The following is a 22,704-nucleotide window of genomic DNA, read 5'->3' as shown; positions in this document are numbered from 1 at the left end:
TAGCAAGGAGGTCCAAATGTAATTTTGGGGAATGAAATTACAAAATAGGATGAAAATTTAACGAAAACAGCCGTAGACAACAGGTTTTTGAAGTTGAATGTTCCTTTCTTTACAGAAGTGTTGCAGATTATATCTGCTGTTTTCTTTTAAGTTCATTGTAATTTTCTTAACAATAAAATCCTTAATTTTTTTAAGTATTTCCTGTAATGCAATGTCAGGACCCCTATGTATATTGCAGTCTCTTTTTAAGCAGACGCTGTTGATAAGTACTTCCTCAACTTGTATCAACCTGCACAAAATGAGGTAGTTTAATGGTTTTAAACCCTTAAATTTTCTTATTATGAAAAGAGTAGTATCGAAAACCTTATTGTTAATCGGGATAACTGTCATGGCAGTTTCTTGCGAAATCTCATCCATTGATGAAGAAGAGAAATCAATTGTCACAGATGTTGACATTCTTTCACCTGACAAAAAAACCAGACCGCCAGGTAGTAACGATTAGTGCATTGGCCTTTATGGGAATTTTCATGAAGTTTGCATATATCTTTTTCATGAAGGACAACGATGTTGCTATTGATTTTAACGGCTATACATCGTTGTCCTCCCTTTTGTGGGTATGGGGCAACGAACTTTCAACAATTTCCATTGGAGCCATTATTTGGGTTTCTGCTACATATCATTCAAAAAACTCACTTTCAAAAAAAGTATTTCGGATTATTTCCTCATTTACGATAGTATCTGGATTCTATTTTGTTTGCTGGACTTTTTTGGATAGCAAGTATTTTACAGAGATGGTAGAAATCATCGGTAGCATTACAATGGCAATAATAAGCACAATTTTATATATTGGATTTATCTCATTTCTCTCTAAGGAAATAACCAATGTACGAGAATTAAGAACCGTGATTATTGACTTCTTTGTTGAACTGAACAATGTTCATATTTGGGGGTTGTTAAAAAACTTCAAAAAGTTGGAATTACTTGATGATTATAATATTGAGCAAAACTTAAGAAAGCAAATCAATGCGAAATTGAAAATTGAGAGAGAACAAATAATAGCAAGTCTTGATAAAAGTATACGAGAAAAAGCGAGTAAAGTCGATTGTTAACAGCCTTTTTTCAGCTGTTATTTAATGAAGTGCCCTATAAAGAATTTACAGCCAAATTTGTTCTCAGGCGTTCCTATTACCTTAATTTTTCAATTTCTATTTTAAATGTAATTTATTTTGTTGACAGCATCGAAAATTTCTTTTCAATCTTTTTATAACCAATATCATTGGTTAGACCATAACTTAAAACTAATTTGTTCTTAAGTGGTTTTTCAAAAATCATGCTATAATAGTTACTTACCTGTCAATTGTCTACAACATTCAATCTACCCTTATCAGCTAATATATCCTAATATCTGTGTTTTTCTACTAATAGCTATATAATTTACCGCCAATAGTGCCCACCAATATTGTATGTATGAGATTAAGTTTGAAGTGAACAAAATAACAAATAGAATTAAAAATTTGTTTTAAAGTGTGTAATGATAATGAGTGTTACGAATGTATAAATCAATTTTTTGAAAATGAAAGATGAGTAGTTTGAAACAGTAAAGTCAAAGTATTATGGGAATCAGATTCGGTAACCCAGATATGCTTTAGAACAAAAGCTTCAAAAGAGAAAGTTAGAGCAAAAAAATGTAGAGAGTATTGACAAACAATTGAATTTCAATGTTCAAATTCATACATTGCCTATCCTCCCATACTTCAGATTAATTCTGGCAGTGAATTAACCTGAAGAATTTATGACAAAATCAAAATTTTCCATTCCACACAAGAGTCCCTATGCAGATATTATATCAGTGGTTCATAACGATTTAGTTTATGAACAAGGTTTTTATTTCAGCAATCTTGGAACAGTGATGATTCATTCCCAAGAGCTCAATCAAGGTTTTTGGGCTTTGTTCAGTTATTACTATAACGATCGGTACCACTTTTTAAGCACTGAGAACAGATTGAAGTTCACTCGTCGAAGCCTGGCAATATTAGCGGGTAAATTTGCAAGGGACATATATCATTCAGAAAGAAAAAAAAGGAGAAGATTTATCTAGATGCTAGGCTATCATTCTAACTTGCTTAATTTGGAACCCTTATAGGATTAACTTCTTTGTGGTTTGGGATTTTCACTTTTGGGTCTGTCAGACCGTTGTCTTTTAAATCTCCTTACTATACCATTTCTTCACAGAAATAGAACCTTTATAAATGAAAAAACTCCGGTAATCAGCCGGAGTTTATTCATCAATCAAAAAACGAACAGTCATGATAAACTGTTGTAGGATTACAAATTACAACTTTCCTGCCAAAAAACAAATTTAAGGTATGTTTAACTGTAATTTGTGTGGATAATCTTAGGATTATCCCAAATATGTCTTTAAAATCTTACTTCTAGAAGTATGCTTTAACCTTCTAATTGCTTTTTCTTTTATTTGGCGAACACGCTCTCTTGTTAGATCAAAAGTTTCACCGATTTCTTCTAAAGTCATGGAATGTTGACCTGCTAAACCAAAATATAAGCGGATAACGTCTGCTTCTCTTGGTGTCAATGTTTCCAATGCGCGCTCAATTTCCGTACGTAAAGATTCGTGTAATAAATCTTTATCTGGATTTGGAGATTCTCCACTTCGCAATACATCGTACAAATTGGAATCCTCACCATCAATCAATGGAGCATCCATAGATACATGACGACCTGAGTTTTTCAGCGATTGCTTAACATCTTCAACGGTCATGTCCAATTCCTTGGCAATTTCCTCTGCAGATGGAATACGTTCATGTGCCTGCTCTAAGAAAGCAAAGGTTTTATTGATTTTGTTAATAGAACCAATTTTGTTCAAAGGCAAACGTACAATACGTGATTGTTCTGCCAAGGCTTGCAGAATGGACTGACGAATCCACCAAACTGCATATGATATAAATTTAAATCCACGGGTTTCATCAAAACGCTGTGCTGCTTTGATCAGTCCTAGGTTTCCTTCATTTATTAAATCAGGAAGGGTCAATCCTTGGTTTTGATACTGCTTTGCAACAGAAACCACGAATCTAAGGTTGGCTTTAGTTAATTTTTCCAAGGCTATTTGGTCGCCCGCTTTAATTCGCTGTGCCAATTCTACTTCTTCATCGGCCGTGATTAAATCAACTTTACCGATTTCCTGTAAATATTTGTCTAACGAAGCGGTTTCCCTATTGGTAACCTGTTTTGTGATTTTTAACTGTCTCATTTAATTTCCCTTCAAATTAAGTTTGTGAACCGAAGCTCATTAAGTTATACGTAGGAAAACGCAAAAAGTTACAATTTGACAAAACTTATTTGGATTTTTTTCTTAAAAGCAAAACGCCCAAGGAGAAATCCTTGGGCGTTTTAGGCTATAATATTCTAACTAATTTGTTAGTCTCTTCTAGGTTTTCTATCTCTATCACCACCTCTGCGGTCACCGCCTCTACGGTCACCACCTCTGCGATCTCCACCTCTATCATTTCTTGGTGGTCGTTCAACATATCCTTCAGGTTTTGGAAGCAAAGCTTTTCTGGAAACCTTCTCTTTTCTGGTTCTAGGATCCAGACCAAAGTATTTTACATCAAAGACATCTCCCATGTTTACAACATCGGTAACATTTTCTGTGCGTTCCCAAGCTAACTCAGAAACATGAAGTAACACTTCGTTACCAGGAGCTTCAGCATATTCAACTACAGCACCAAAGTCCAACATTTTGATAACTTTTACTTCGTAAACGCTACCAACTTCAGGCTTGAACATCAATGCCTCGATTTTTGCAATTACTGCATCGATACCTTCTTGACCTGTACCCAAGATTTCAACAATACCTTCTTCAGTATCCGGGTCTTCATTAATAACAATAGTGGTATTGGTTTCTTTTTGTAGTTCTTGAATCACTTTTCCACCAGAACCAATAACTGCACCAATATATTCTCCTGGAATAATTTTGGTAACGATTTTTGGTGCGTATGTTTTTACATCAGCATTAGGTGCGGCGATAGTGTCAGTCAGTTTTTCAAGGATATGTAATCTACCCTCTTTAGCTTGAATCAATGCATTGACCAAAATCTCATAGGAAAGGCCTTTTACTTTGATATCCATTTGACAGGCAGTAATACCATCAGCGGTTCCAGTAACTTTAAAGTCCATATCCCCTAAGTGATCTTCATCACCTAAAATATCGGATAAAACTGCATATTTTCCTGAATCAGCATCGGAAATCAATCCCATTGCGATACCTGAAACAGGTTTTTTCAATTGAATACCCGCATCCATCAATGCCATTGTACCAGAACAAACAGTTGCCATAGAAGATGAACCGTTAGATTCCAATACTTCAGAAACAACTCTTACGGTATATGGACAATCTTCAGGAATCATTCCTTTTAATGCACGTTGTGCCAAGTTTCCGTGACCTACTTCTCTACGTGATGTACCACGTATTGGTCTTGCTTCTCCTGTTGAAAAAGGAGGGAAGTTATAGTGTAGATAGAACGTTTCTTCGCCTTCATAAGATGGCATGTCTATCTTATTGGCTTCTCTTGAAGTTCCTAGGGTTACCGTAGCCAATGCTTGAGTTTCACCTCTTGTAAAGATAGATGAACCATGAACAGATGGTAAATAGTCAATCTCACACCAGATTGGTCTGATTTCATCGGTTTTTCTACCGTCTAACCTTAGACCATCATTTAGCGTTAAATCTCTTACTGCAGCTTTTTCTGCTTTGTAGAAGTATTTTGATACTAAACCTCCAAAATCTTCCAATTCTTCTTCAGAAAAAGTAGCTTTAATTTCCTCTTTGATAGCATCAAAAGCAGCACTACGCTCATGCTTTGCAGAACCTGCTTTGGCAACGGCATAAACCTTATCATAAGCTAGGTCATGTACTTTTTTGGCTAAATCCTCATCTTCTCTTTCTGGCTCGTACTCTCGTACTTCTTTCTTTCCGAAAGCTTCAGCCAATTTTACTTGGGCAGCACATTGTACTTTTATTGCTTCGTGCGCAAATTTGATGGCTTCGGTCATTTCTTCTTCAGAAATCTCTTCCATTTCTCCTTCTACCATCATTACAGAATCAGCAGAAGCACCGATCATCATATCAATGTCGGATTCTTTTAACTGTTCTCTAGTTGGGTTAATGATGAACTCACCGTTAACACGCCCAACTCTAGCTTCTGAAATAGCACACTCAAATGGAAAATCTGATAACTGAATTGCAGCAGATGCAGCAAGACCTGCCATTGCATCTGGCATTACATCTTCATCATGAGACATTAATTGAATCATCACCTGAGTTTCAGAATGATAATCTTTTGGGAATAATGGCCGTAAAACCCTATCAACCAAACGCATGGTTAAAACTTCACCATCACTAGGGCGAGCTTCACGTTTGAAGAAACCGCCCGGGTAACGCCCAGCGGCCGCAAATTTTTCGCGATAATCTACCGTAAGAGGTAAAAAATCAACATCGCTTTGTTTGTAATTGGAAACAACTGTACATAATAACATACACTTGCCTGACTGGACAACAACAGAACCATGGGCCTGTTTTGCCAATTTTCCGGTTTCAATAGAAATCTCTCTACCGTCACCAAGGTCAATGACCTCTCTAAAAGTTTTTGGAATCATAAAAAATATCTTGACCCGTCTAAAATTTACAGGTCGTTAAACATTTGGTCTACCGTCATCCGGACGGTCGGGTTGTGTTGTTGTTGTGTGTGCCTGTGGCACTGACCAATGAAAAACTGTAAGCAGCTTTTTGTGTTTGCCCAACCTATATTGGCAGGGACTTTTGAATGCTAAACATGTTTAGCAAAAATAAAAGGGGAAGCTAAAGCCTCCCCTTTTTATTATTTATTTTCTAATATTTAGTTCCTTAATTAAGGAACGGTATTTTTCAATATCTTTTTTCTTTAGGTAATCTAAAAGACTACGTCTTTTCCCTACCAGTTTTACCAAAGAACGTTCAGTATTGTAGTCCTTATGGTTTCTTTTTAAATGCGTTGTTAAGTGGTTGATACGGTGAGTGAACAATGCTACTTGCCCTTCCGTTGAACCTGTGTTCCCCTCGGAACCGCCATGTTTCTTGAAAATCTCGGCCTTTACTTCTTTTGTTAAATACATTCCAATATTATTTAAATGATTTTTATGTATATGATTGTCTATCAATCAGCGTGCAAAGATAATCCTTTTTTTAATTTAAAAGTTTTAATACTTGATTAAACCTTTTGTTTTCCCCTAGGTCATAGAAACAAACCATAAAATTTGATTATTATGAAAAAGAGTGTCAAACAAGTGAACTTTACAAGAATTATCTCTATGCTTACGGGAATTCTACTTTTAGCTGCAATTTCATGTAGTAAAGAGGAGAATTTTACAGAAGAATTATCAAGTACGGAGGTGATCTCCTCAACAGAATTGCAGTTTAGTGATGAAGCTGAAATGATTTCTGAGGAAGTCACTACTATAGCTGAAGATGTATATGCCACAGATGAAATTTCTATTATCTCCAAGGCAGATTATAAATCTGATTACCTTCCAGATTGTGTAACCATTACAACTGTTGTTACTGATACCACTCGTGAGAAAACCATAGATTTTGGTGAAGGTTGCGAACTGCCAAATGGAAATATTTTGAGTGGAATTATCAACTTAAGCTACGCAAAGAATATGGAAGCGGCATCTAAAAGCGTTGCTTTAAACCTTGAAAATTTTACTTTTAATGGTGTCGCTGTTGAAGGCTCCGCGGATATTTTACGGGTACGTTCCAACGAAAATGGGAACCCACAAGGCACAACTAATGCGTCTTTTGAAGCTACCTGGCCTAATGGTGATACAGCTTCTTTTGTAGGTACCCGAAACCGAGAGTGGATAGAAGGTTTTGGTTCTGGTTTCTGGGGAGATAATGTTTTCTTAATCACTGGTAAAAGAACATATGTAGGAAGAGAAGGGAATGTTTTTGTAAAAGAAGTGATTTCACCACTAAGGCGAGAGTTATCCTGCAGGTTTATTGTTAGCGGAATTATAGAAATTACTAGGAATGATAATACGGCCAGTTTGGATTTTGGAGATGGTAGTTGTGATCCGAATGGAATTTTGACACAGCCTGATGGAACTGAAAAAGAAGTATTCTTAAGGCGCTTTTTGAAATAGGATTACGGTTAGAAAAAGAAAAAGCCTGTAATTGCAGGCTTTTTTTATGCTCTTACAGGTTGGTTTTGGATCAAATCAATATACAAATTGACTTTTTGTTTTAAATCTCTACGGTGTGTGATAAAATCTAAAAACCCGTGTTCTTTTACAAATTCTGATGTTTGAAACCCTTCTGGAAGGTCTTTTCCAACGGTATCTTTAACCACTCTTGGTCCAGCAAAACCTATTAGCGCTCCTGGTTCAGAAATATTAATATCTCCCAACATAGCATAGGAAGCAGTGGTTCCACCAGTTGTAGGATCAGTACACAAAGAAATATATGGAACTTTTGCTTCGGCCAACTGGGCTAATTTTGCAGAAGTTTTTGCCAATTGCATTAGCGATAGGGCAGCTTCCATCATCCGTGCCCCTCCAGACTTGGAAATCATTAGGAATGGAATTTTTCTTCTTTTGGCAACATCAATCGCTCTGGCAATTTTTTCACCTACAACACTACCCATAGAACCTCCAATAAAACTAAAGTCCATACAGGCTATAACTATTTCCTTTCCCATGGATTTTCCCACTGCGGTCCTTATAGCATCCTTGAGGCCTGTTTTTTGCTGTGCAGCCTTTAGTCTTTCAGAATATTTTTTAGTGTCGACAAAACGCAAGGGGTCCTTGGAAGATAATTTTTCATCCAACTCTTTGAACTTATTATCATCAAATAGAATTTCAAAGTATTCTTTACTGCCTATTCTAACATGATAATCATCTTCTGGACTAACATAAAAGTTTTTTGCTAAATCTTCTGATTCAACAATTTTTCCGGTAGGGGATTTGTACCATAGCCCTTTTGGGGTGTCTTTTTTCTCCTCCGTAGCTGTTTGAATTCCTTTTTCTTTTCTTTTAAACCAAGACGACATACAATCAAAAATTAAATTAAACTGCTCTCCTTTGGGTAATTACAATGTATTTACATTGTTTAAGTCTTCAAAAGCTTTCTTCAAACGGTCTACAAAAGCTTTTTCTCCTTCGCGAAGCCAAACTCTTGGATCGTAGAATTTTTTGTTTGGTTGATCACTGCCATCTGGATTTCCTATCTGAGCTTGAAGGTATCCTGATTTCCCTTGAACATAATCCCTAACTCCTGCAAGAAAGGCATACTGAAGGTCAGTATCAATATTCATTTTTATAACTCCATACCCGATAGCCTCTCTGATTTCCTCTACAGAAGAACCTGATCCGCCGTGAAAAACGAAGTCAATATGGTTATGCTCCACTCCATATTTTTCTGAAACAAATTCTTGGGAATTTTTCAAGATTTTTGGAGTCAATGTTACATTTCCAGGTTTATAAACCCCGTGGACATTGCCAAAAGCAGCTGCAACGGTGAATTTAGGACTTACTTTGGATAGCTCTTCATATGCAAAGGCAACTTCTTCTGGCTGTGTATATAATTTTGAACTATCTACATCCGTGTTGTCCACACCATCTTCTTCACCACCGGTTACTCCCAATTCAATTTCCAAGGTCATATCCATCTTGCTCATGCGTTCCAAATAACCTTTGCAGATTTCAATATTCTCTTCAATGGGTTCTTCGGATAAATCGATCATGTGGGAACTGAACAAGGATTTTCCTGTAGCAGCATAATGCTCTTCACTGGCATCTAACAAGCCATCGATCCAAGGCAATAATTTTTTAGCACAGTGATCAGTATGTAGAATTACCGTTGCTCCATAAGCCTCTGCTAATTGGTGTACGTGTTTAGCTCCTGCTACGGCTCCAAGTACTGCCGCTCTTTGGTTTTCGTTGGATAGGCCTTTTCCAGCATTAAATTGAGCTCCTCCATTAGAAAATTGAACTATTACTGGCGAATTTAGGGCTGCAGCGGTTTCCAAAACTGCATTTATGGTATTAGATCCAATTACGTTTACTGCCGGTAAAGCATAGCCGTTTTCTTTGGCGTGATTAAAAATCGCTTGCACTTCATCACCTGTAGCAACGCCTGGCTTAATATTGTGGGACATATTTTTTTAGTTAGTTATGGTTGAATTAAGCCACAAAAGTAATAAAATATTTACTCTAGAAAGGATAATTGATTCCTATATTAAATACGGCATTTCTAAGGTTGTACCCCCTAAACCATCTTTTAGACGATTCATCAGCAGGATTGTAGGTTTTAAAGCCTATATCCAACCTAAAAACAAAGTAGGTAAAGTCATACCTAAGTCCAAAACCTGTACCCAAAGCAATATCTGCCAAAGAATCAAAACCGCTAAAAATGGCATCTGGGTTATCTTCATTATCAAATACATTCCAGATGTTACCTGCATCAGCAAAAAGAGCCCCTTTTACGTCTCCCGCTATAGGGAAACGGTACTCCATGTTCAAAGCAATTTTTAGATTAGCTTCATTAAAATCATTAACGTTACTGGTTCTTCCCGGGCCTAATTCATATGCGTTCCATGCCCTATTATCATTAGATCCACCAGCAAAGTAACTTCGGACAAAAGGAATGCTTTTAGAATTGCCATAGGGGATGCCAAGACCAACGAAGCTTCTAAAAGCAATTACTTTGGAATCTGCTACTTCCCAATGTTTTATATAATCAACCTCAGATTTAAAGTATTGGGAAAAAGGAATTTCAAATACCAAAAGTTGATCACTATCATTTTTGTTGTAAGGTACAATACCATCCAACAGTGACAGTAGGTTTCCAGCACTCTCTAATTTTACTCTAAGTTGATAAAAACTATTATCATTGATGTCTGCCTTGTTGTTTTTGGTAAAAGTATAGTTACTGGCAAAAATCAAATTATTTTCAGTTAAACGCTGTCTCCGTTCTTCAATGCTGTTGACTTCACTTTGTTGTTCAGAAGTAACAGGAATTTCATTATTAAGTGCTGCCTGTGCAAATTCGTTGGCTCCTTCAGGAATGCTTAATGTTAATGGGTCATCAGTATTCCCTGTTTCTTCAAAAAATGAGGCATATTGTGGGTCATCTTGAAAATCCTGTGCTATTGCATCTAGATTGTTAAAGGTATTTTGGTAGACATTATAAAAATTATCTGGATTAACATTACGGACAAACTCCACGTTCATCAATTCAATATTGTGTTTTAAACTATTTGATGGTGACCAGTTGTATGATAGCACACTATTGAAAGATTGTTTGTCCAAACCAATGTTCTTCTGGAAATTGGTACCGACTAACAATCTACTCTGAGGTAGCATGTAGTAAGGAATTATTCTCTCTGTATTTATAGGGAACCATATTCTGGGAAAAATAATATTTACATCGCCCCCTAGTTCAGATGTAAAGGTTTCATCAGACAGCGAAGCATCGCTTAACAGACCAATGGATCCCCTTGCGGAAATATTTAATGTCTCAGCTCCTCCAAAAACGTTTCTAGTGATTACAGTTGCACTAAAGGCTGTTCCTACCCGTTGAATATTGGAATGTGTCACATCAAAATCCAAATTCAAAGAATATTTTGGTCTTGGGGCTAGGTAAATATTGGTAATTAGCTGTGCTTGTGTGGTATCTGGGATAAACTCAATATTAGGGTATTTAAAAGTGTTTAAGTTGGTAATTTGCCTATAAGTTCGAATCCTATCCAAATCTCTATAAACACTGTCTTTTTCAAAAAAAATAGCGTCTGTTAGAGCCTCTGGTTTGTATTTGAGTCTGTCATTATAGAATATGGTGTAGTTCTCATAGTCTATGGACTTTAAAGAATCCGTTCCTCCACCAATTAAATAATCTGCATATATATTTATTTTCTTAAGATGATGAATGCGGTACGGATTATTTACTAAACTATCACCAACATTACGAGGTTTTTGAATATTCAACTGTACATTCATTAGTTGATCATTTGCCACTTGAGATGTATCTCTTAGGATATCATAATTAATGGAACTCTCCTGAAAGTTATAGACGCCAGAATTTCTAAATAGTGTTGTCAATCGCTCACGTTCTTGGTTAAAATTGGCCAAATCAAACTGTTCTCCATCCTTTACAAATGCTAAATTTGTTGAGTTGTCGTAAATAGAATCTAGCTCTGGCGAGGAAATGTTTTTTAGTATAGTATCAATTAAAAAAGGTTTTTCCAGAGAAATTTTGTAATCAACTTCTGCCCTTTTTTTTCTTTTTCCCTTGATAACAGTATACGTTCCAGAGTTGTTGAAGTAACCTTTGCTATTATAATATGCCTTTAGTCGGTCAACAGTTTTTTGGGTCAGAGAAGTATCTATGACAACCGGAGGTTCCCCAATTCTTTTAAAGAAATCACTTGCACCTTTAACTACAAAGGATTCTTTTAATCTGTTCACTTGTTTTTGGGAAAGTAATCTGTTTAATCTTTTTTCTCGTTTTTCTTTTCTGTGTAGCCAATTCTGAAAAGAAGAATCCGGATTTTCTTTGGCAAGATTGTATAAATTTAACCTAAGGCGATAACCAAGTAAACTACTATTTGGTTTTTGGGCAATAAGACTTTGAATGTTATCATCCTTTATCTTTTCTTCGTCTGCGTAAATGGAGTTTTTGGTCAGAAGCAATTCATTGTCATCCACCCTTTTAAGGGTATTGCAACCTATCATGGCAACCATAAGCAACAATAACCCTATTTTTGCCTTGTTACGCATTAGACATAAAAAACCCTTCATAGACGCCAAAAATACACGATTTAGATGGTTACCAAAAACCAAATTAAACTAGTTGTTAGCTTACAGCAAAAAAAGTACCGAACTCAACATGGGCTATTTGTGGTTGAGGGTGCAAAGACCACAAGAGAAATATTAAAAGCTGGACTTAAGCCTTTTAAACTGTTTATTGATGAACCGCAGAAAATTGAAGATTTTATCGAAGCTGAGGTTATCTCAAAATCAGAATTAAAGCAAATGAGCAGTTTAAGTAATCCAAATGGGGTATTGGGAGTATTTTATATGCCAGATACTAAAAAGCCTGATAATACTGATTGGTTGGTGGGTTTAGATGCAGTTCGTGATCCGGGTAATTTGGGTACTATAATTAGATTATGTGATTGGTTTGGTGTAAAACATCTTATATGTTCAATGGATACGGTAGATTGCTACAATCCTAAGGTGTTGCAGGCCACTATGGGTTCTATAACTAGAGTCAATGTTGTTTATACTGATTTACTTGAATATTTGAAAAAAAGCTCACTTTCAATTTTTGGAACTTTTATGAATGGTGATACGGTTTACCAAAAAGAATTACCAGAAGCAGGAATTATGATCATGGGCAATGAGGCCAATGGAATTTCTAAAGAAATCTGCGACGTGGTAACAGAAAAGATAGCTATTCCACAGTTTGGTTCAAAAACGACCGAGAGCTTAAATGTTGCTACGGCAACTGCGATTCTTTTAAACGAAATAAGAAGAGGGTAGATTACTCAAAAGTAAAATTGATAAAGATTCCCCGAGTACGCATGGCATTAATGTTTCCGGTCCAAGGACTATTGGGGTCATTATCAGGAACGAGTTCGTCCGTCAAAGCAAAAACACCTCTAATAGATGGTGAAAACTTAAAGTACTCTGTATAAATATCAATTCCAAAACCAAGTTCATAACCATAAACATTCTGTTTCATACGGAATTCACCACTACTATTGTCATCTAGACTATCCTCTTTGCTTCCAAGATTCATTGCGGTGTATACTCCGCCGGTAATATATGGCTTCCAGTTGCCAAACCTTTTAGCGCTTACCTTAACTAATAAAGGAAATCTAATATAGGTGGACTTGACTTCTCTAATGGCATCATTTTCTGATGTAAAACCAGGAAAACCTAGAATTCTAGAAGTGTACAGCAAGCCAGGTTCAAAACGTAAATCTAAAAATTCATTGATTCGCATTTCACCAATCAAACCAACATTGAACCCTGCGCTTGTATCAACTAAAATGTCCTGTCCAATATCGTTTTCATATTCAAATTGAAAGTCATATAAATTAAATCCTAGATAGTATCCCCAGTTCAATAACTTTAAATCTTCAGTTTGAAGATTAAGAATAGGATCTTTTCTAAACTGTGCCGAGGAATTTGGACATACCAATAACAGCAGGCCAAATAGAAGAAGGACGTTTTTCATCAAATTATTTTGTAGCGACATATATAGATGCCACCCCAAATGTCTGGGGCATGTTCTCTATACCTATAAACCCAATTTTGTCCAAAATATTGTTGAATTCTTGACCATGAGGAAAAACGGAAGCTGATTCACTTAAATAATCATAAGCAGAACGATCCTTAGAGAAGGTTTTGCCAATTCCGGTAAGTATATATTTTGTGTACAATCTATACCCTTGTTTAAATGGTGTTTTGGTCGGAACAGATGTTTCGAGTATTACCAAACTTCCTTCAGGTTTTAGGACTCTATAGATTTCTTGAAGCCCTTTTTCCAAGTTTTCAAAGTTGCGCACCCCAAAAGCTACTGTAACGGCATCAAAGGTATTATCATCAAAAGAAAGATTTTCACTGTCGCCAACTACCATTTGAATGGTGTTTTGTAGGTTTTTATCAGTAATCTTGGTCTTTCCAACTTCCAGCATTCCAGGAGAAATATCCAATCCAATAATTTTTTCCGCGCCCGTCTTGGTCATGGCAATAGCAAGATCTCCAGTACCCGTGGCAATATCCAGAATAGTTTTTGGAGATTTCTTCTTAAGAAGATTCACCACCCTTTTGCGCCATTTTAAATCAATACCTAAAGAAATAACCCTGTTTAACCCATCATAATCCTTAGAAATAGTATCGAACATTTGCTTTACTTGTTCCTTCTTTCCGAGGTCAGAATCTTTATAAGGTTTGACTTTTTTGGACATGTGCTTAATTTGCTGGCAAATATACAACTTAGGTATATGAGAGGTGTACAAAAATAATTACGTAATTTTGCCTCGCAACAAAGGAAAACTTTTCCGTATTATGTTAGGTATTCGTCTTTTAGACTGTGGTCAATATTCTTTTTTTACCATTACAAATTGAATCTATTAAGAACATCTTATTCTAATCAATGAAGATTATAATTGCGGGAGCAGGTGAGGTAGGTTTTCATTTGGCAAAACTTTTGTCATATGAAGCACAAGAAATTACATTGATTGATACGGACAAAGAGAGTCTGTCGTATGCAGACAATCATTTGGATATTAGAGTTCTTAGGGGCGATGCAACATCAATAGAAGTATTAAGGGATGCCAAAGTAGAAGCTTCTGATTTGGTGATTGGTGTAACAGCATCGGAGACTACCAATTTAACGCTCTGTTTCTTGGCCAAACAATTGGGTTGCAAGAAGACCATTGCCAGAATATCCAATACAGAGTTTATAGACAATAGGGAACTTATTAAGTTTGAGGAACTTGGTGTAGATGAATTAATTTCTCCAGAAGAACTGGCAGCAACAGAAATTCAGTTGTTGTTGAACCAATCGGCTTTCAACGATACCTACGAGTTTGAAGGAGGATTACTGACCATGATTGGGGTTTTCTTGCCAAAATCGGCGCCTTTTGTAGGTAAAATGGTCAAAGAGGCCGCTAAAATTTTCCCAGAACTTCATTTTATGCCCATTGCATTGCAGCGAATGGGAACTCAGTATACCCTTATTCCAAGAGGAGACACGGTTTTTAAAGAAGGGGATCAAGTGTATTTCATTACTTCGGCCGAAGGTGTAGAAGAGCTTTACAAGCTCACAGGGATGCAAAAAAAGGAAATTAAAAACGTGATGATTCTTGGCGGCAGTAAAGTTGGTTTTAAAACTGCCCGTGATTTATGCAATAAAAAGTTCAATGTAAAACTCATTGAAAAAAATAAAGAAAAGGCATTTGATATAGCTGATGAACTTCCCCATGCATTGGTCATTAACGGAGATGGCAGAAACGTTGAGCTTTTAGATGAAGAGAGTTTAGAATCAATGGATGCTTTCATTGCGGTTACAGGAAATTCGGAAACGAACATCATGTCCTGTTTGGTTGCTAAATCCAAGAAAATCAAGAAAACCATAGCAATGGTAGAGAATATGGATTATTTCCAGCTGTCACACTCCATCGGGGTAGATACGCTTATCAATAAAAAATTGTTGGCGGCCAATAATATCTTTAGGTATATAAGAAGGGGAGAAGTACTTGCATTAACGCGTTTAAGTAATCTTAATGCGGAGATTCTTGAGTTTGAAGTGAAAGCTACCTCATTGGTGAATGGCGAGATTATTAAAGAATTGGACTTTCCTAGAGAAGCAAGCATTGGTGGTGTAATTAGAGACGGCAAGGGTATTATTGCATTAGGAGACTTTAAGATTATGAAAGGTGACCGTGTTGTGGTCTGCTGCTTGCCCAAAACTATCCCACGTATAGAAAAGCTATTCTTATAATGAAGCTTAACACACGAATTATTGTTCATATTATGGGGCTATTGCTACTTTGCAATGGCTCTTTTATGCTTTTGGCAGCGTTTGTTAGCGGTATTTATAAGGATGGTGCGACCTTAGATATTACCCTTGCTGCTATTGTCACTATGCTTTTTGGAGTTATGGCGATGTTTTATACAAGAGGTCATAAGAAGGAAGTAAAAAGAAAAGAAGGATACATTGTGGTCACCTTTGGATGGATAATTATGTCCATTTCTGGCACATTACCATATCTTTTTTCAGGAGCGATACCTGAAGTTACCAATGCTTTTTTTGAAACAATATCTGGTTACACTACCACAGGAGCGTCTATTATTGATGATATAGAAGCTATGCCTGAAGGAATCCTTTTTTGGCGGAGTCTGACGCATTGGATAGGAGGCATGGGAATTATTGTACTTGCAATAGCCATTCTTCCGCTTTTAGGTATAGGGGGAATGCAATTGTTTGCGGCAGAAGCACCAGGGCCAGCTGGGGATAAGCTACACCCAAGAATAACAGATACTGCAAAACGATTGTGGTTGATTTATTTTGGATATACGGTTGCTGAAACTATTCTTTTGAAGCTGGCTGGAATGTCTTTTTTCGATGCAATGAACCATTCCTTAGCCACCTTATCAACCGGAGGTTTTTCAACTAAAAATGCAAGCTTGGCGTATTGGAACAATCAGCCTTTAATTCAGTATATCACCATTGTTTTCATGTTTTTGGCAGGTAGTAATTTTGTATTGAGCTATTTTGCCTTTACGGGCAAAGTACAACGAATACTAAAAGATGAAGAATTCAAATACTACACGATTTTTCTTATTCTCTTTACAATTATAGCAGCATTAGTAGTTTATTTTAATGCAAATGTTCCCGTATCTGATTTCCATCCCATGGTTTCAGGTGAAGGAGAGAGTGCATTTAGGCACGCACTTTTTCAGGTTATGGCAATTGTTACGACAACAGGTTTTGTAACCGCTGATTTCACCAGTTGGACTCCCTTTTTGACCATTTTCTTTTTTGGACTTATGTTCTTGGGAGGATCCGCCGGTTCTACTGCAGGTGGAATAAAGGTGATGCGACATTTATTGATTATAAAAAATGGACTGCTGGAGTTCAAACGTACCTTACATACCAATGCAATTATTCCCGTTCGTTACAATGAAAAAACGGTTTCGGAACATATCGTATATAACATAATCGCCTTTTTTGTGCTTTATATGTTATTCTTTATAATAGGTTCTTTGGTGTTAGGGTTTTTGGGTCTTGACTTCGTTTCGGCAATTGGCGGTTCAGCATCCTCCCTAGGTAATGTGGGCCCCGCGTTAGGAAGCCTTAACCCCGTTAGCAATTATAACAGCCTCCCAGACGCTGGTAAATGGTGGTGTGGGTTTTTGATGTTATTAGGGCGTTTAGAACTTTTTACGGTGCTTATTATTTTAACCCCATATTTTTGGAAGAAGACCTAAAGTGGATAATAAAAACACCTTAAAGGGTTACTCGGAGATGTTCTTAATTTTTAATTATCGGTAACCTTTGGTATAAACTGTGCGATTGGTTGAGGATAAGCCACCCAATAGTCCTTCTCTGGTTGTCTCTACAATTAAAGTTGGTTCCCATGGTGTTCCCGTAGCGGGATGAAGCCATAAGGTCTGGGTTACTTTACTATTTAGCCATTTTCCGCTTTTTGAATCTTGAAAGGGATAAGTGGATGTAATAATCAATCTGTTATCCTTCCAAGAAGCCGCTGAAACTATTGGTTTCCCTGTACGGCCCATTAATATGTTATTTTCAGATGTTGTACCATCTAAGGCAAAGCGGTAACGAACCAATTGTTGAATTTCCCTTGGAACAAAGACCAAACGTTCAACGTCCAATTGATTGGGTGCGTGTTTGATGGATATTTTATCGCCCCAACCACTTCCTAGTGATGGTATTGATGGTTTATCTACCCGATTAATTACAGAGACCCTATGAAGTACAGTGGTTGACCAAGTACCCGTAAAATCAGGATTTTTCATAGCAAAACCCCTTGCTTCAAGGGCAGTTCTATCTGATCTCTCGTATGTTTTTACAGGACTTCCGGAACCCGCTTTAGGTGGTAAATAAGGATCGACAGCATTAGCACTTGCGGAAACTCTAGGGTGTTTAATGAATGAGGCTTCATATTCCTTTACTATACTATCCATAATGCCTATAACCCCTGGATAATAATCTTTGACGTCGATTTCTTCTCTTGGGTCCACCCTTAAATCAAATAACCGTACTTGGTTTTCAGGTTCGGAATCTGGCATTTCGGTTTTGTACACATACCATAGTTTCCAATCCCGCCATTTGACGGCCATTATTTGACCGAATCGTTGTGTGAATATGGCACTTTCGCGGTTAGATCTATTTTGCTTCGCTTCTAGAAAAGGGAGTTGGTTAACCCCATCTATAATTCGATCTTTTGGTATGGCCTCATCTGTGCCGGTTGCATTGATAATGGTCGAGAACAAATCAACTTCATGAACCATCTCATTGGAAACCTGCCCAGCCTTAATTTTATCTGGCCACCTAATAACACATGGAGTTCGAACACCACCTTCCATGGCCGAATTGTAATATCCACGCCAAGGGCCGGGTGAACCTCTCCAAGGGCGTCTCATCTCTGCACCATTGTCCGTGCACCATATAATCAAGGTATTATCTTCGATTCCTAATTCTTTTAATTGATTTAAAATCAAACCAACGTTATAATCTACATCAGCCATTGAATCCCCCATATCCCCAGCTCCAGTAGTGCCAGCCTTATCGGGATGAGGTAATGCTGGAAAATGCAATTGTGTCATGGCATAATACAAAAAGAACGGTCTATCCTTTTCTGCATTCTTCTTTATAAAAGCAACGCTGCGTTGTGCAGCTTCACGATCAATTGTACGCCTTGTTTTTTGATTAAAAGGCTTTACCTTTTTGGATACGGTTCCTACGTTCCCTTCCCATATGTATGGAGCTGGTTGTAAATTAGGGTCAAAACCATCCATTGAAGGAAATTGAGAGACATGAGTTGTGCCTGGAATTCCATACCACTCATCAAAACCTTGGTTGGTTGGTTCACGTTTTCCATGCCAGTTTTTGGCACCAAGATCCCATTTCCCAAAAAGTGCAGTTGAATATCCCACGGACTTTAAACGCTCGGCAATGGTTTCTTCCCACAATGTGGTGCCAGCGTAATAGTCTTCACCCGCCCGAACTGCATATCTACCGGTAAGTATAGCGATACGAGAAGGGGTGCATGAGTATTCTACATTAAAGTTTGTCAATCGCATACCCTCAGCACCTATTCTGTCAATGTTCGGGGTAGGTACACCGCGAGCGCCTCCGTAAGCAGCAACTTCACCAACACCCAAATTGTCTGGAAAAATCAATATAACATTGGGCTTTTTTTGAGAAAAACCAGAAAGGGCGACCAAACAGAAGATTAGTAAGGTTAAATGTGATATTGGTTTCTTCATTTGGAAAGTTTTATTATCTCGAAGATACTATATGATTTTATCTAGTGCGATAAAACTTTTCAAATAAAAAAGCCCTCAAGAATTTCATATCCTTGAGGGCGGTTATTTTGTAATTGCTTTATAATCTATTTTACTGCTTCAGCAATCCTAGAAATAGCTTTTCTAATATCTTCTTCACTCGCAGCATAGGAGATACGGATACTATTTCCGTTTCCAAAAGCATCTCCGGTAACAGTAGCTACATTGGCTTGTTCCAATAGATACATAGCAAAGTCAGATGCATTGTCTATCCTTTTGCCATTAAATGTTTTTCCAAAAAAAGCGGTCACATCAGGATATACATAAAAAGCCCCTTCGGGTTCATTACATTTAAATCCGTCAATGTTATTCAATAATTCCAAGATAAGCTTCCTACGATTTTTGAATTCATCCACCATATACAGAACGCGACTTGGAGATTCTAATAATGCAGTGATCACTGCACGTTGAGCAATACAATTGGCGCCACTTGTAACTTGTCCTTGCAATTTATTACAAGCTCTGGCGATATATGCTGGAGCTCCAATATAACCTATTCGCCACCCCGTCATGGCAAAAGCCTTGGCAACACCATTTACGGTAACTGTACGGTCATACATATCGTCAAAAGCAGCCATTGAGGCGTGAGCTGTAACTCCGTAATTGATATGTTCGTAAATCTCATCACTGACCACTATAATTTGAGGGTATTTTTGAAGTACATCAGCCAAACCTCTTAACTCATCTTTACTATAAATTGAGCCACTTGGATTGCATGGGGAACTGTACCACAACATTTTAGTCTTTGGTGTGATTGCAGCTTCCAATTGCTCCGGCGTCATTTTAAAATCATTGTCTATGGATGTGGCAACCTCCACAGGAACTCCTTCAGAAAGTTTGACAATATCACTGTAGCTTACCCAATATGGGCAAGGTAAAATGACTTCATCTCCTTTATTCAAACAAGCTTGGGCTAGATTGTAGAGTGCCTGCTTTGCACCTGTAGAAACAACAATTTGAGGGCGTTCATAAGTAATACCATTATCTCTTTTGAACTTGGTGCTTATAGCATCTTTTAATTCTACATAGCCATCTACAGGTGTGTACGAATTATAACCATCCTTTACTGCTTGTATGGCGGCATCTTTAATGTAGTCCGGTGTATTAAAGTCCGGTTCACCTAAACTAAGGCCAATAATATCTTTTCCAGATGCTCTAAGTTCTCTGGCTTTTGCAGCCATTTCAAGAGTTGCTGAAGGAACTAGGTTATTAATCCTTTCAGAAAGTTGGTTGCTCATTGGTTTTACTATTTTACTGGTATTGAAGTGCTGGATTTTTACCCAACTCTTTCAAATGTTTGAAGTGCGAAATTATAGCTTTTCTAGTAGTTTTATACTCGTTGTAAGGCAAATTAAATTCCTTGGCCGTTTGTTTCACAATTTTGGAGATTTTTGTATAATGAACATGACTAATATTTGGAAATATATGATGCTCAACTTGATGGTTTAGACCACCAGTAAACCAATTTACAATTCTATTTTTGGTACCAAAATTCACTGTTGTTGCAAGTTGATGAATAGCCCAAGTATTTTTCATAGTTCCGGTTTCATCAGGTAGAGGAGTGTCTGCTTCATCAACAATATGGGCCAATTGAAATACTACACTTAAAATTACTCCAGCCACATAATGCATGATAAAGAACCCAAGCAGTACTTGCCACCAAGGAATATCAACAAGGAGCAGAGGTAAAACAATCCAAATAGTAATATATATAGTCTTTGTTATGACCAAGGTACTCCAGTTTATTACTGGATTTGGCAGTTTTCCATAAGACAATTTTCTTTTCATGTATCGATACATTTGTTGAAAATCTGTGGTTATCGCCCAATTAAAAGTCAATAACCCATAAAGAAGAATGGAATAAAAATGCTGGAATTTATGATGCTTTTGCCACTCTGCATGTTTTGAAAAGCGAAGAATTCTTCCTGCTTCCATATCTTCATCATGCTCGTGTATGTTGGTATAGGTATGGTGCAAAACATTATGTTGTACTTGCCAATTGTATACGTTCCCAGCCAAAATATAGATACTGCTACCCATAAGCTTATTAACCCATTTTTTGTTGGAATAAGCACCATGATTTCCATCATGCATAACATTCATTCCCACACCGGCCATTCCCACTCCCATGGTAATGGACAATAAGATGTAAGCCCAAAAAGGCAGGTTTAATGTCAACATTAAAAAATAAGGAGCCAAGAAAACGGCAAACATCACAACTGTTTTAAGATGAAGTTTCCAATTTCCGGTTTTCTTTATTTGATTTTCACTAAAATATTGGTTTACCCTTTTATTTAGTGTTCTGAAGAATTGTGCTGAATCTTTTCTTGAAAATCGGATGATATCCTTTTCCATAAATTAATTTTTTACAAAGGTAAGTAAATTGATTTCTCAAGTTCCCAACTTTATATGAAAACGATGTTAAGGTGTTTAAAAGTATTAATTTTGCTGAAATTAACAGATTGAGCATGAATGTAGATTTAATATCTAAATATTTTACGACACTCACCGATGCCCAAAAGCAACATTTTAAGGGCTTAGAAGTGCTTTATCAAGATTGGAACCAAAAGATAAATGTGGTATCCCGTAAAGACATAGATGAGCTTTATCTACGACATGTATTGCATTCCTTGGGAATTGCTAAAATCCAAGGGTTTAATGAGGGTTCTAAAATTTTGGATGTTGGAACCGGTGGCGGATTTCCTGGTATTCCTCTGGCAATTTTATTTCCCAATACCCATTTTACCTTAGTGGACGCAATTGGAAAGAAAATTAAGGTGGTACAGGAAGTTGTTGAGGGCCTTCAATTGGAAAACGTATCCGCTAAGCATATTAGGGTTGAGGATTTAACCGAGCAGTTTGATTTTATTGTTAGTAGAGCGGTTGCAGCTATGCCAACCTTTGTGCATTGGACCAAAGGGAAAATTAAAAAAGATTCGGCTCACGAAAGAAAAAATGGAATTTTCTATCTAAAAGGAGGGGATTTGACCGAGGAATTGAAAGAGTATAAAACAGCTGAAATCTTTGATTTAAAAGAATATTTTAATGAAGATTTTTTTGAAACTAAAAAAGTAGTGTACTTACCGCAAAAGTTTAAGAATCCCTCTTAAGTATTGTGCACGTTATAATATACTATTCTACACTTTCTAGAGTATTCCTTTGCATATTGCCATAGAGCATCAAATTGTTCAGTCATCAATTTCAGCCAATTGTATATTCGTTGTTTCATTTTGATGTGAATTGAAGGGTTAAAATGAACTAATTACATTTAATTTACTATTACTTAACGTTAAATTTACATATAAAATTGTATTATTCCAATAATATGGGTCTTAATTTGGAAAAACCACTTAATTACTCTATAAGTTTAAAAGGGTGATTTAGATTATTTTACAACAGTAAGATTGGCGAAAAAGACTAAAGATTTCATCAGTGTAAGTTTGGATAAAATCAAATGTATTGAGCCAACCGCACAATTGTTTTTAGTGAGTTTAGCCTTTTATTGCAAAAACTATTTTCTATTAAGAAATTTTAAGAATAGCGTTAGAA

At 36.8% G+C, this 22,704-nt stretch carries 19 protein-coding genes; 8 read left to right on the top strand and 11 right to left on the bottom strand.

The features are described 5' to 3' along the window. The first annotated feature begins 340 nt into the window (after positions 1-340). The 3 genes from SJY44_RS16025 to SJY44_RS16015 all read left to right on the top strand — a co-directional run bounded on the left by SJY44_RS16025 (position 341) and on the right by SJY44_RS16015 (position 2,098). The gene (locus tag SJY44_RS16025; protein WP_298930118.1) at positions 341-502 is read left to right on the top strand and encodes a hypothetical protein; all 162 of its coding nucleotides are present in this window, start codon (positions 341-343) and stop codon (positions 500-502) included. A gap of 49 nt (positions 503-551) precedes the next feature. After that, positions 552-1,109, top strand: a complete 558-nt coding sequence (locus tag SJY44_RS16020) for a hypothetical protein (RefSeq protein WP_396590476.1) — start codon at positions 552-554, stop codon at positions 1,107-1,109. A 683-nt stretch (positions 1,110-1,792) separates the two neighbouring features. Continuing rightward, entirely contained in the window at positions 1,793-2,098 is a 306-nt protein-coding gene (locus SJY44_RS16015) for a hypothetical protein (protein ID WP_298930113.1), read from the top strand. A 303-nt stretch (positions 2,099-2,401) separates the two neighbouring features. On the opposite strand, the gene SJY44_RS16010 is transcribed toward SJY44_RS16015, so the two are convergent. The 3 genes from SJY44_RS16010 to rpsO form a co-directional block, all read right to left on the bottom strand. Continuing rightward, positions 2,402-3,265, bottom strand: a complete 864-nt coding sequence (locus SJY44_RS16010; protein ID WP_055393867.1) for an RNA polymerase sigma factor RpoD/SigA — start codon at positions 3,263-3,265, stop codon at positions 2,402-2,404. Between the two features lie 167 nt (positions 3,266-3,432). Continuing rightward, positions 3,433-5,670, bottom strand: coding sequence for a polyribonucleotide nucleotidyltransferase (locus SJY44_RS16005; protein ID WP_396590475.1), 2,238 nt, complete (start codon positions 5,668-5,670; stop codon positions 3,433-3,435). 225 nt (positions 5,671-5,895) lie between these two features. Continuing rightward, positions 5,896-6,165: a 30S ribosomal protein S15 gene (gene rpsO, locus SJY44_RS16000; protein WP_298930108.1), complete on the bottom strand. Its 270-nt coding sequence runs from the start codon at positions 6,163-6,165 to the stop codon at positions 5,896-5,898. Between the two features lie 150 nt (positions 6,166-6,315). Here rpsO and SJY44_RS15995 point away from each other — a divergent pair, with 150 nt between their 5' ends. Beyond that, entirely contained in the window at positions 6,316-7,194 is an 879-nt protein-coding gene (locus SJY44_RS15995) for a hypothetical protein (protein ID WP_396590474.1), read from the top strand. A gap of 44 nt (positions 7,195-7,238) precedes the next feature. Here SJY44_RS15995 and accD read toward each other — a convergent pair whose 3' ends face one another. The 3 genes from accD to SJY44_RS15980 are packed head-to-tail and all read right to left on the bottom strand — an operon-like array spanning position 7,239 to position 11,847. After that, positions 7,239-8,099: an acetyl-CoA carboxylase, carboxyltransferase subunit beta gene (gene accD, locus SJY44_RS15990; RefSeq protein ID WP_298930103.1), complete on the bottom strand. Its 861-nt coding sequence runs from the start codon at positions 8,097-8,099 to the stop codon at positions 7,239-7,241. A gap of 39 nt (positions 8,100-8,138) precedes the next feature. After that, complete coding sequence (gene fbaA / locus SJY44_RS15985; protein WP_396590473.1) at positions 8,139-9,206, bottom strand: class II fructose-bisphosphate aldolase; 1,068 nt, start codon at positions 9,204-9,206, stop codon at positions 8,139-8,141. A gap of 55 nt (positions 9,207-9,261) precedes the next feature. After that, the gene (locus SJY44_RS15980; RefSeq protein ID WP_396592098.1) at positions 9,262-11,847 is read right to left on the bottom strand and encodes a BamA/TamA family outer membrane protein; all 2,586 of its coding nucleotides are present in this window, start codon (positions 11,845-11,847) and stop codon (positions 9,262-9,264) included. 24 nt (positions 11,848-11,871) lie between these two features. Between SJY44_RS15980 and SJY44_RS15975 the strand changes: the two genes are divergently transcribed. Further along, positions 11,872-12,591: a TrmH family RNA methyltransferase gene (locus tag SJY44_RS15975; protein ID WP_396590472.1), complete on the top strand. Its 720-nt coding sequence runs from the start codon at positions 11,872-11,874 to the stop codon at positions 12,589-12,591. A gap of 1 nt (position 12,592) precedes the next feature. Here the strand turns inward: SJY44_RS15975 and SJY44_RS15970 are convergent, their stop codons facing one another. Together SJY44_RS15970 and ubiE are read right to left on the bottom strand one after the other, a co-directional pair. Beyond that, the gene (locus SJY44_RS15970; RefSeq protein WP_396590471.1) at positions 12,593-13,291 is read right to left on the bottom strand and encodes a porin family protein; all 699 of its coding nucleotides are present in this window, start codon (positions 13,289-13,291) and stop codon (positions 12,593-12,595) included. A 4-nt stretch (positions 13,292-13,295) separates the two neighbouring features. Continuing rightward, a complete protein-coding gene (gene ubiE / locus SJY44_RS15965) occupies positions 13,296-14,024 on the bottom strand; it encodes a bifunctional demethylmenaquinone methyltransferase/2-methoxy-6-polyprenyl-1,4-benzoquinol methylase UbiE (RefSeq protein ID WP_298930093.1) in 729 nt (242 codons plus the stop codon). A 188-nt stretch (positions 14,025-14,212) separates the two neighbouring features. Between ubiE and trkA the strand changes: the two genes are divergently transcribed. Beyond that, the gene (gene trkA / locus SJY44_RS15960) at positions 14,213-15,562 is read left to right on the top strand and encodes a Trk system potassium transporter TrkA (protein ID WP_396590470.1); all 1,350 of its coding nucleotides are present in this window, start codon (positions 14,213-14,215) and stop codon (positions 15,560-15,562) included. Then, positions 15,562-17,052: a TrkH family potassium uptake protein gene (locus SJY44_RS15955; protein WP_396590469.1), complete on the top strand. Its 1,491-nt coding sequence runs from the start codon at positions 15,562-15,564 to the stop codon at positions 17,050-17,052. The genes trkA and SJY44_RS15955 overlap by 1 nt, the downstream gene beginning before the upstream one ends. A 54-nt stretch (positions 17,053-17,106) precedes the next feature. Here the strand turns inward: SJY44_RS15955 and SJY44_RS15950 are convergent, their stop codons facing one another. The 3 genes from SJY44_RS15950 to SJY44_RS15940 form a co-directional block, all read right to left on the bottom strand. Further along, positions 17,107-19,077, bottom strand: a complete 1,971-nt coding sequence (locus SJY44_RS15950; RefSeq protein WP_396590468.1) for a sulfatase-like hydrolase/transferase — start codon at positions 19,075-19,077, stop codon at positions 17,107-17,109. A 125-nt stretch (positions 19,078-19,202) separates the two neighbouring features. Continuing rightward, positions 19,203-20,393, bottom strand: coding sequence for a pyridoxal phosphate-dependent aminotransferase (locus SJY44_RS15945; RefSeq protein ID WP_396590467.1), 1,191 nt, complete (start codon positions 20,391-20,393; stop codon positions 19,203-19,205). Positions 20,394-20,406: 13 nt separating this feature from the next. Then, positions 20,407-21,510 carry an acyl-CoA desaturase gene (locus SJY44_RS15940; protein WP_298930081.1) on the bottom strand — a complete coding sequence of 368 codons (1,104 nt, stop codon included), beginning with the start codon at positions 21,508-21,510 and terminating at the stop codon, positions 20,407-20,409. A 113-nt stretch (positions 21,511-21,623) separates the two neighbouring features. Here SJY44_RS15940 and rsmG point away from each other — a divergent pair, with 113 nt between their 5' ends. Continuing rightward, complete coding sequence (rsmG, locus tag SJY44_RS15935; protein ID WP_396590466.1) at positions 21,624-22,265, top strand: 16S rRNA (guanine(527)-N(7))-methyltransferase RsmG; 642 nt, start codon at positions 21,624-21,626, stop codon at positions 22,263-22,265. The last annotated feature ends 439 nt before the right edge of the window (positions 22,266-22,704 follow it).

The organism is Allomuricauda sp. R78024 (assembly GCF_044596045.1).
Taxonomy (GTDB): domain Bacteria; phylum Bacteroidota; class Bacteroidia; order Flavobacteriales; family Flavobacteriaceae; genus Flagellimonas.
This window is presented reverse-complemented; position numbering and strand designations above follow the sequence as displayed.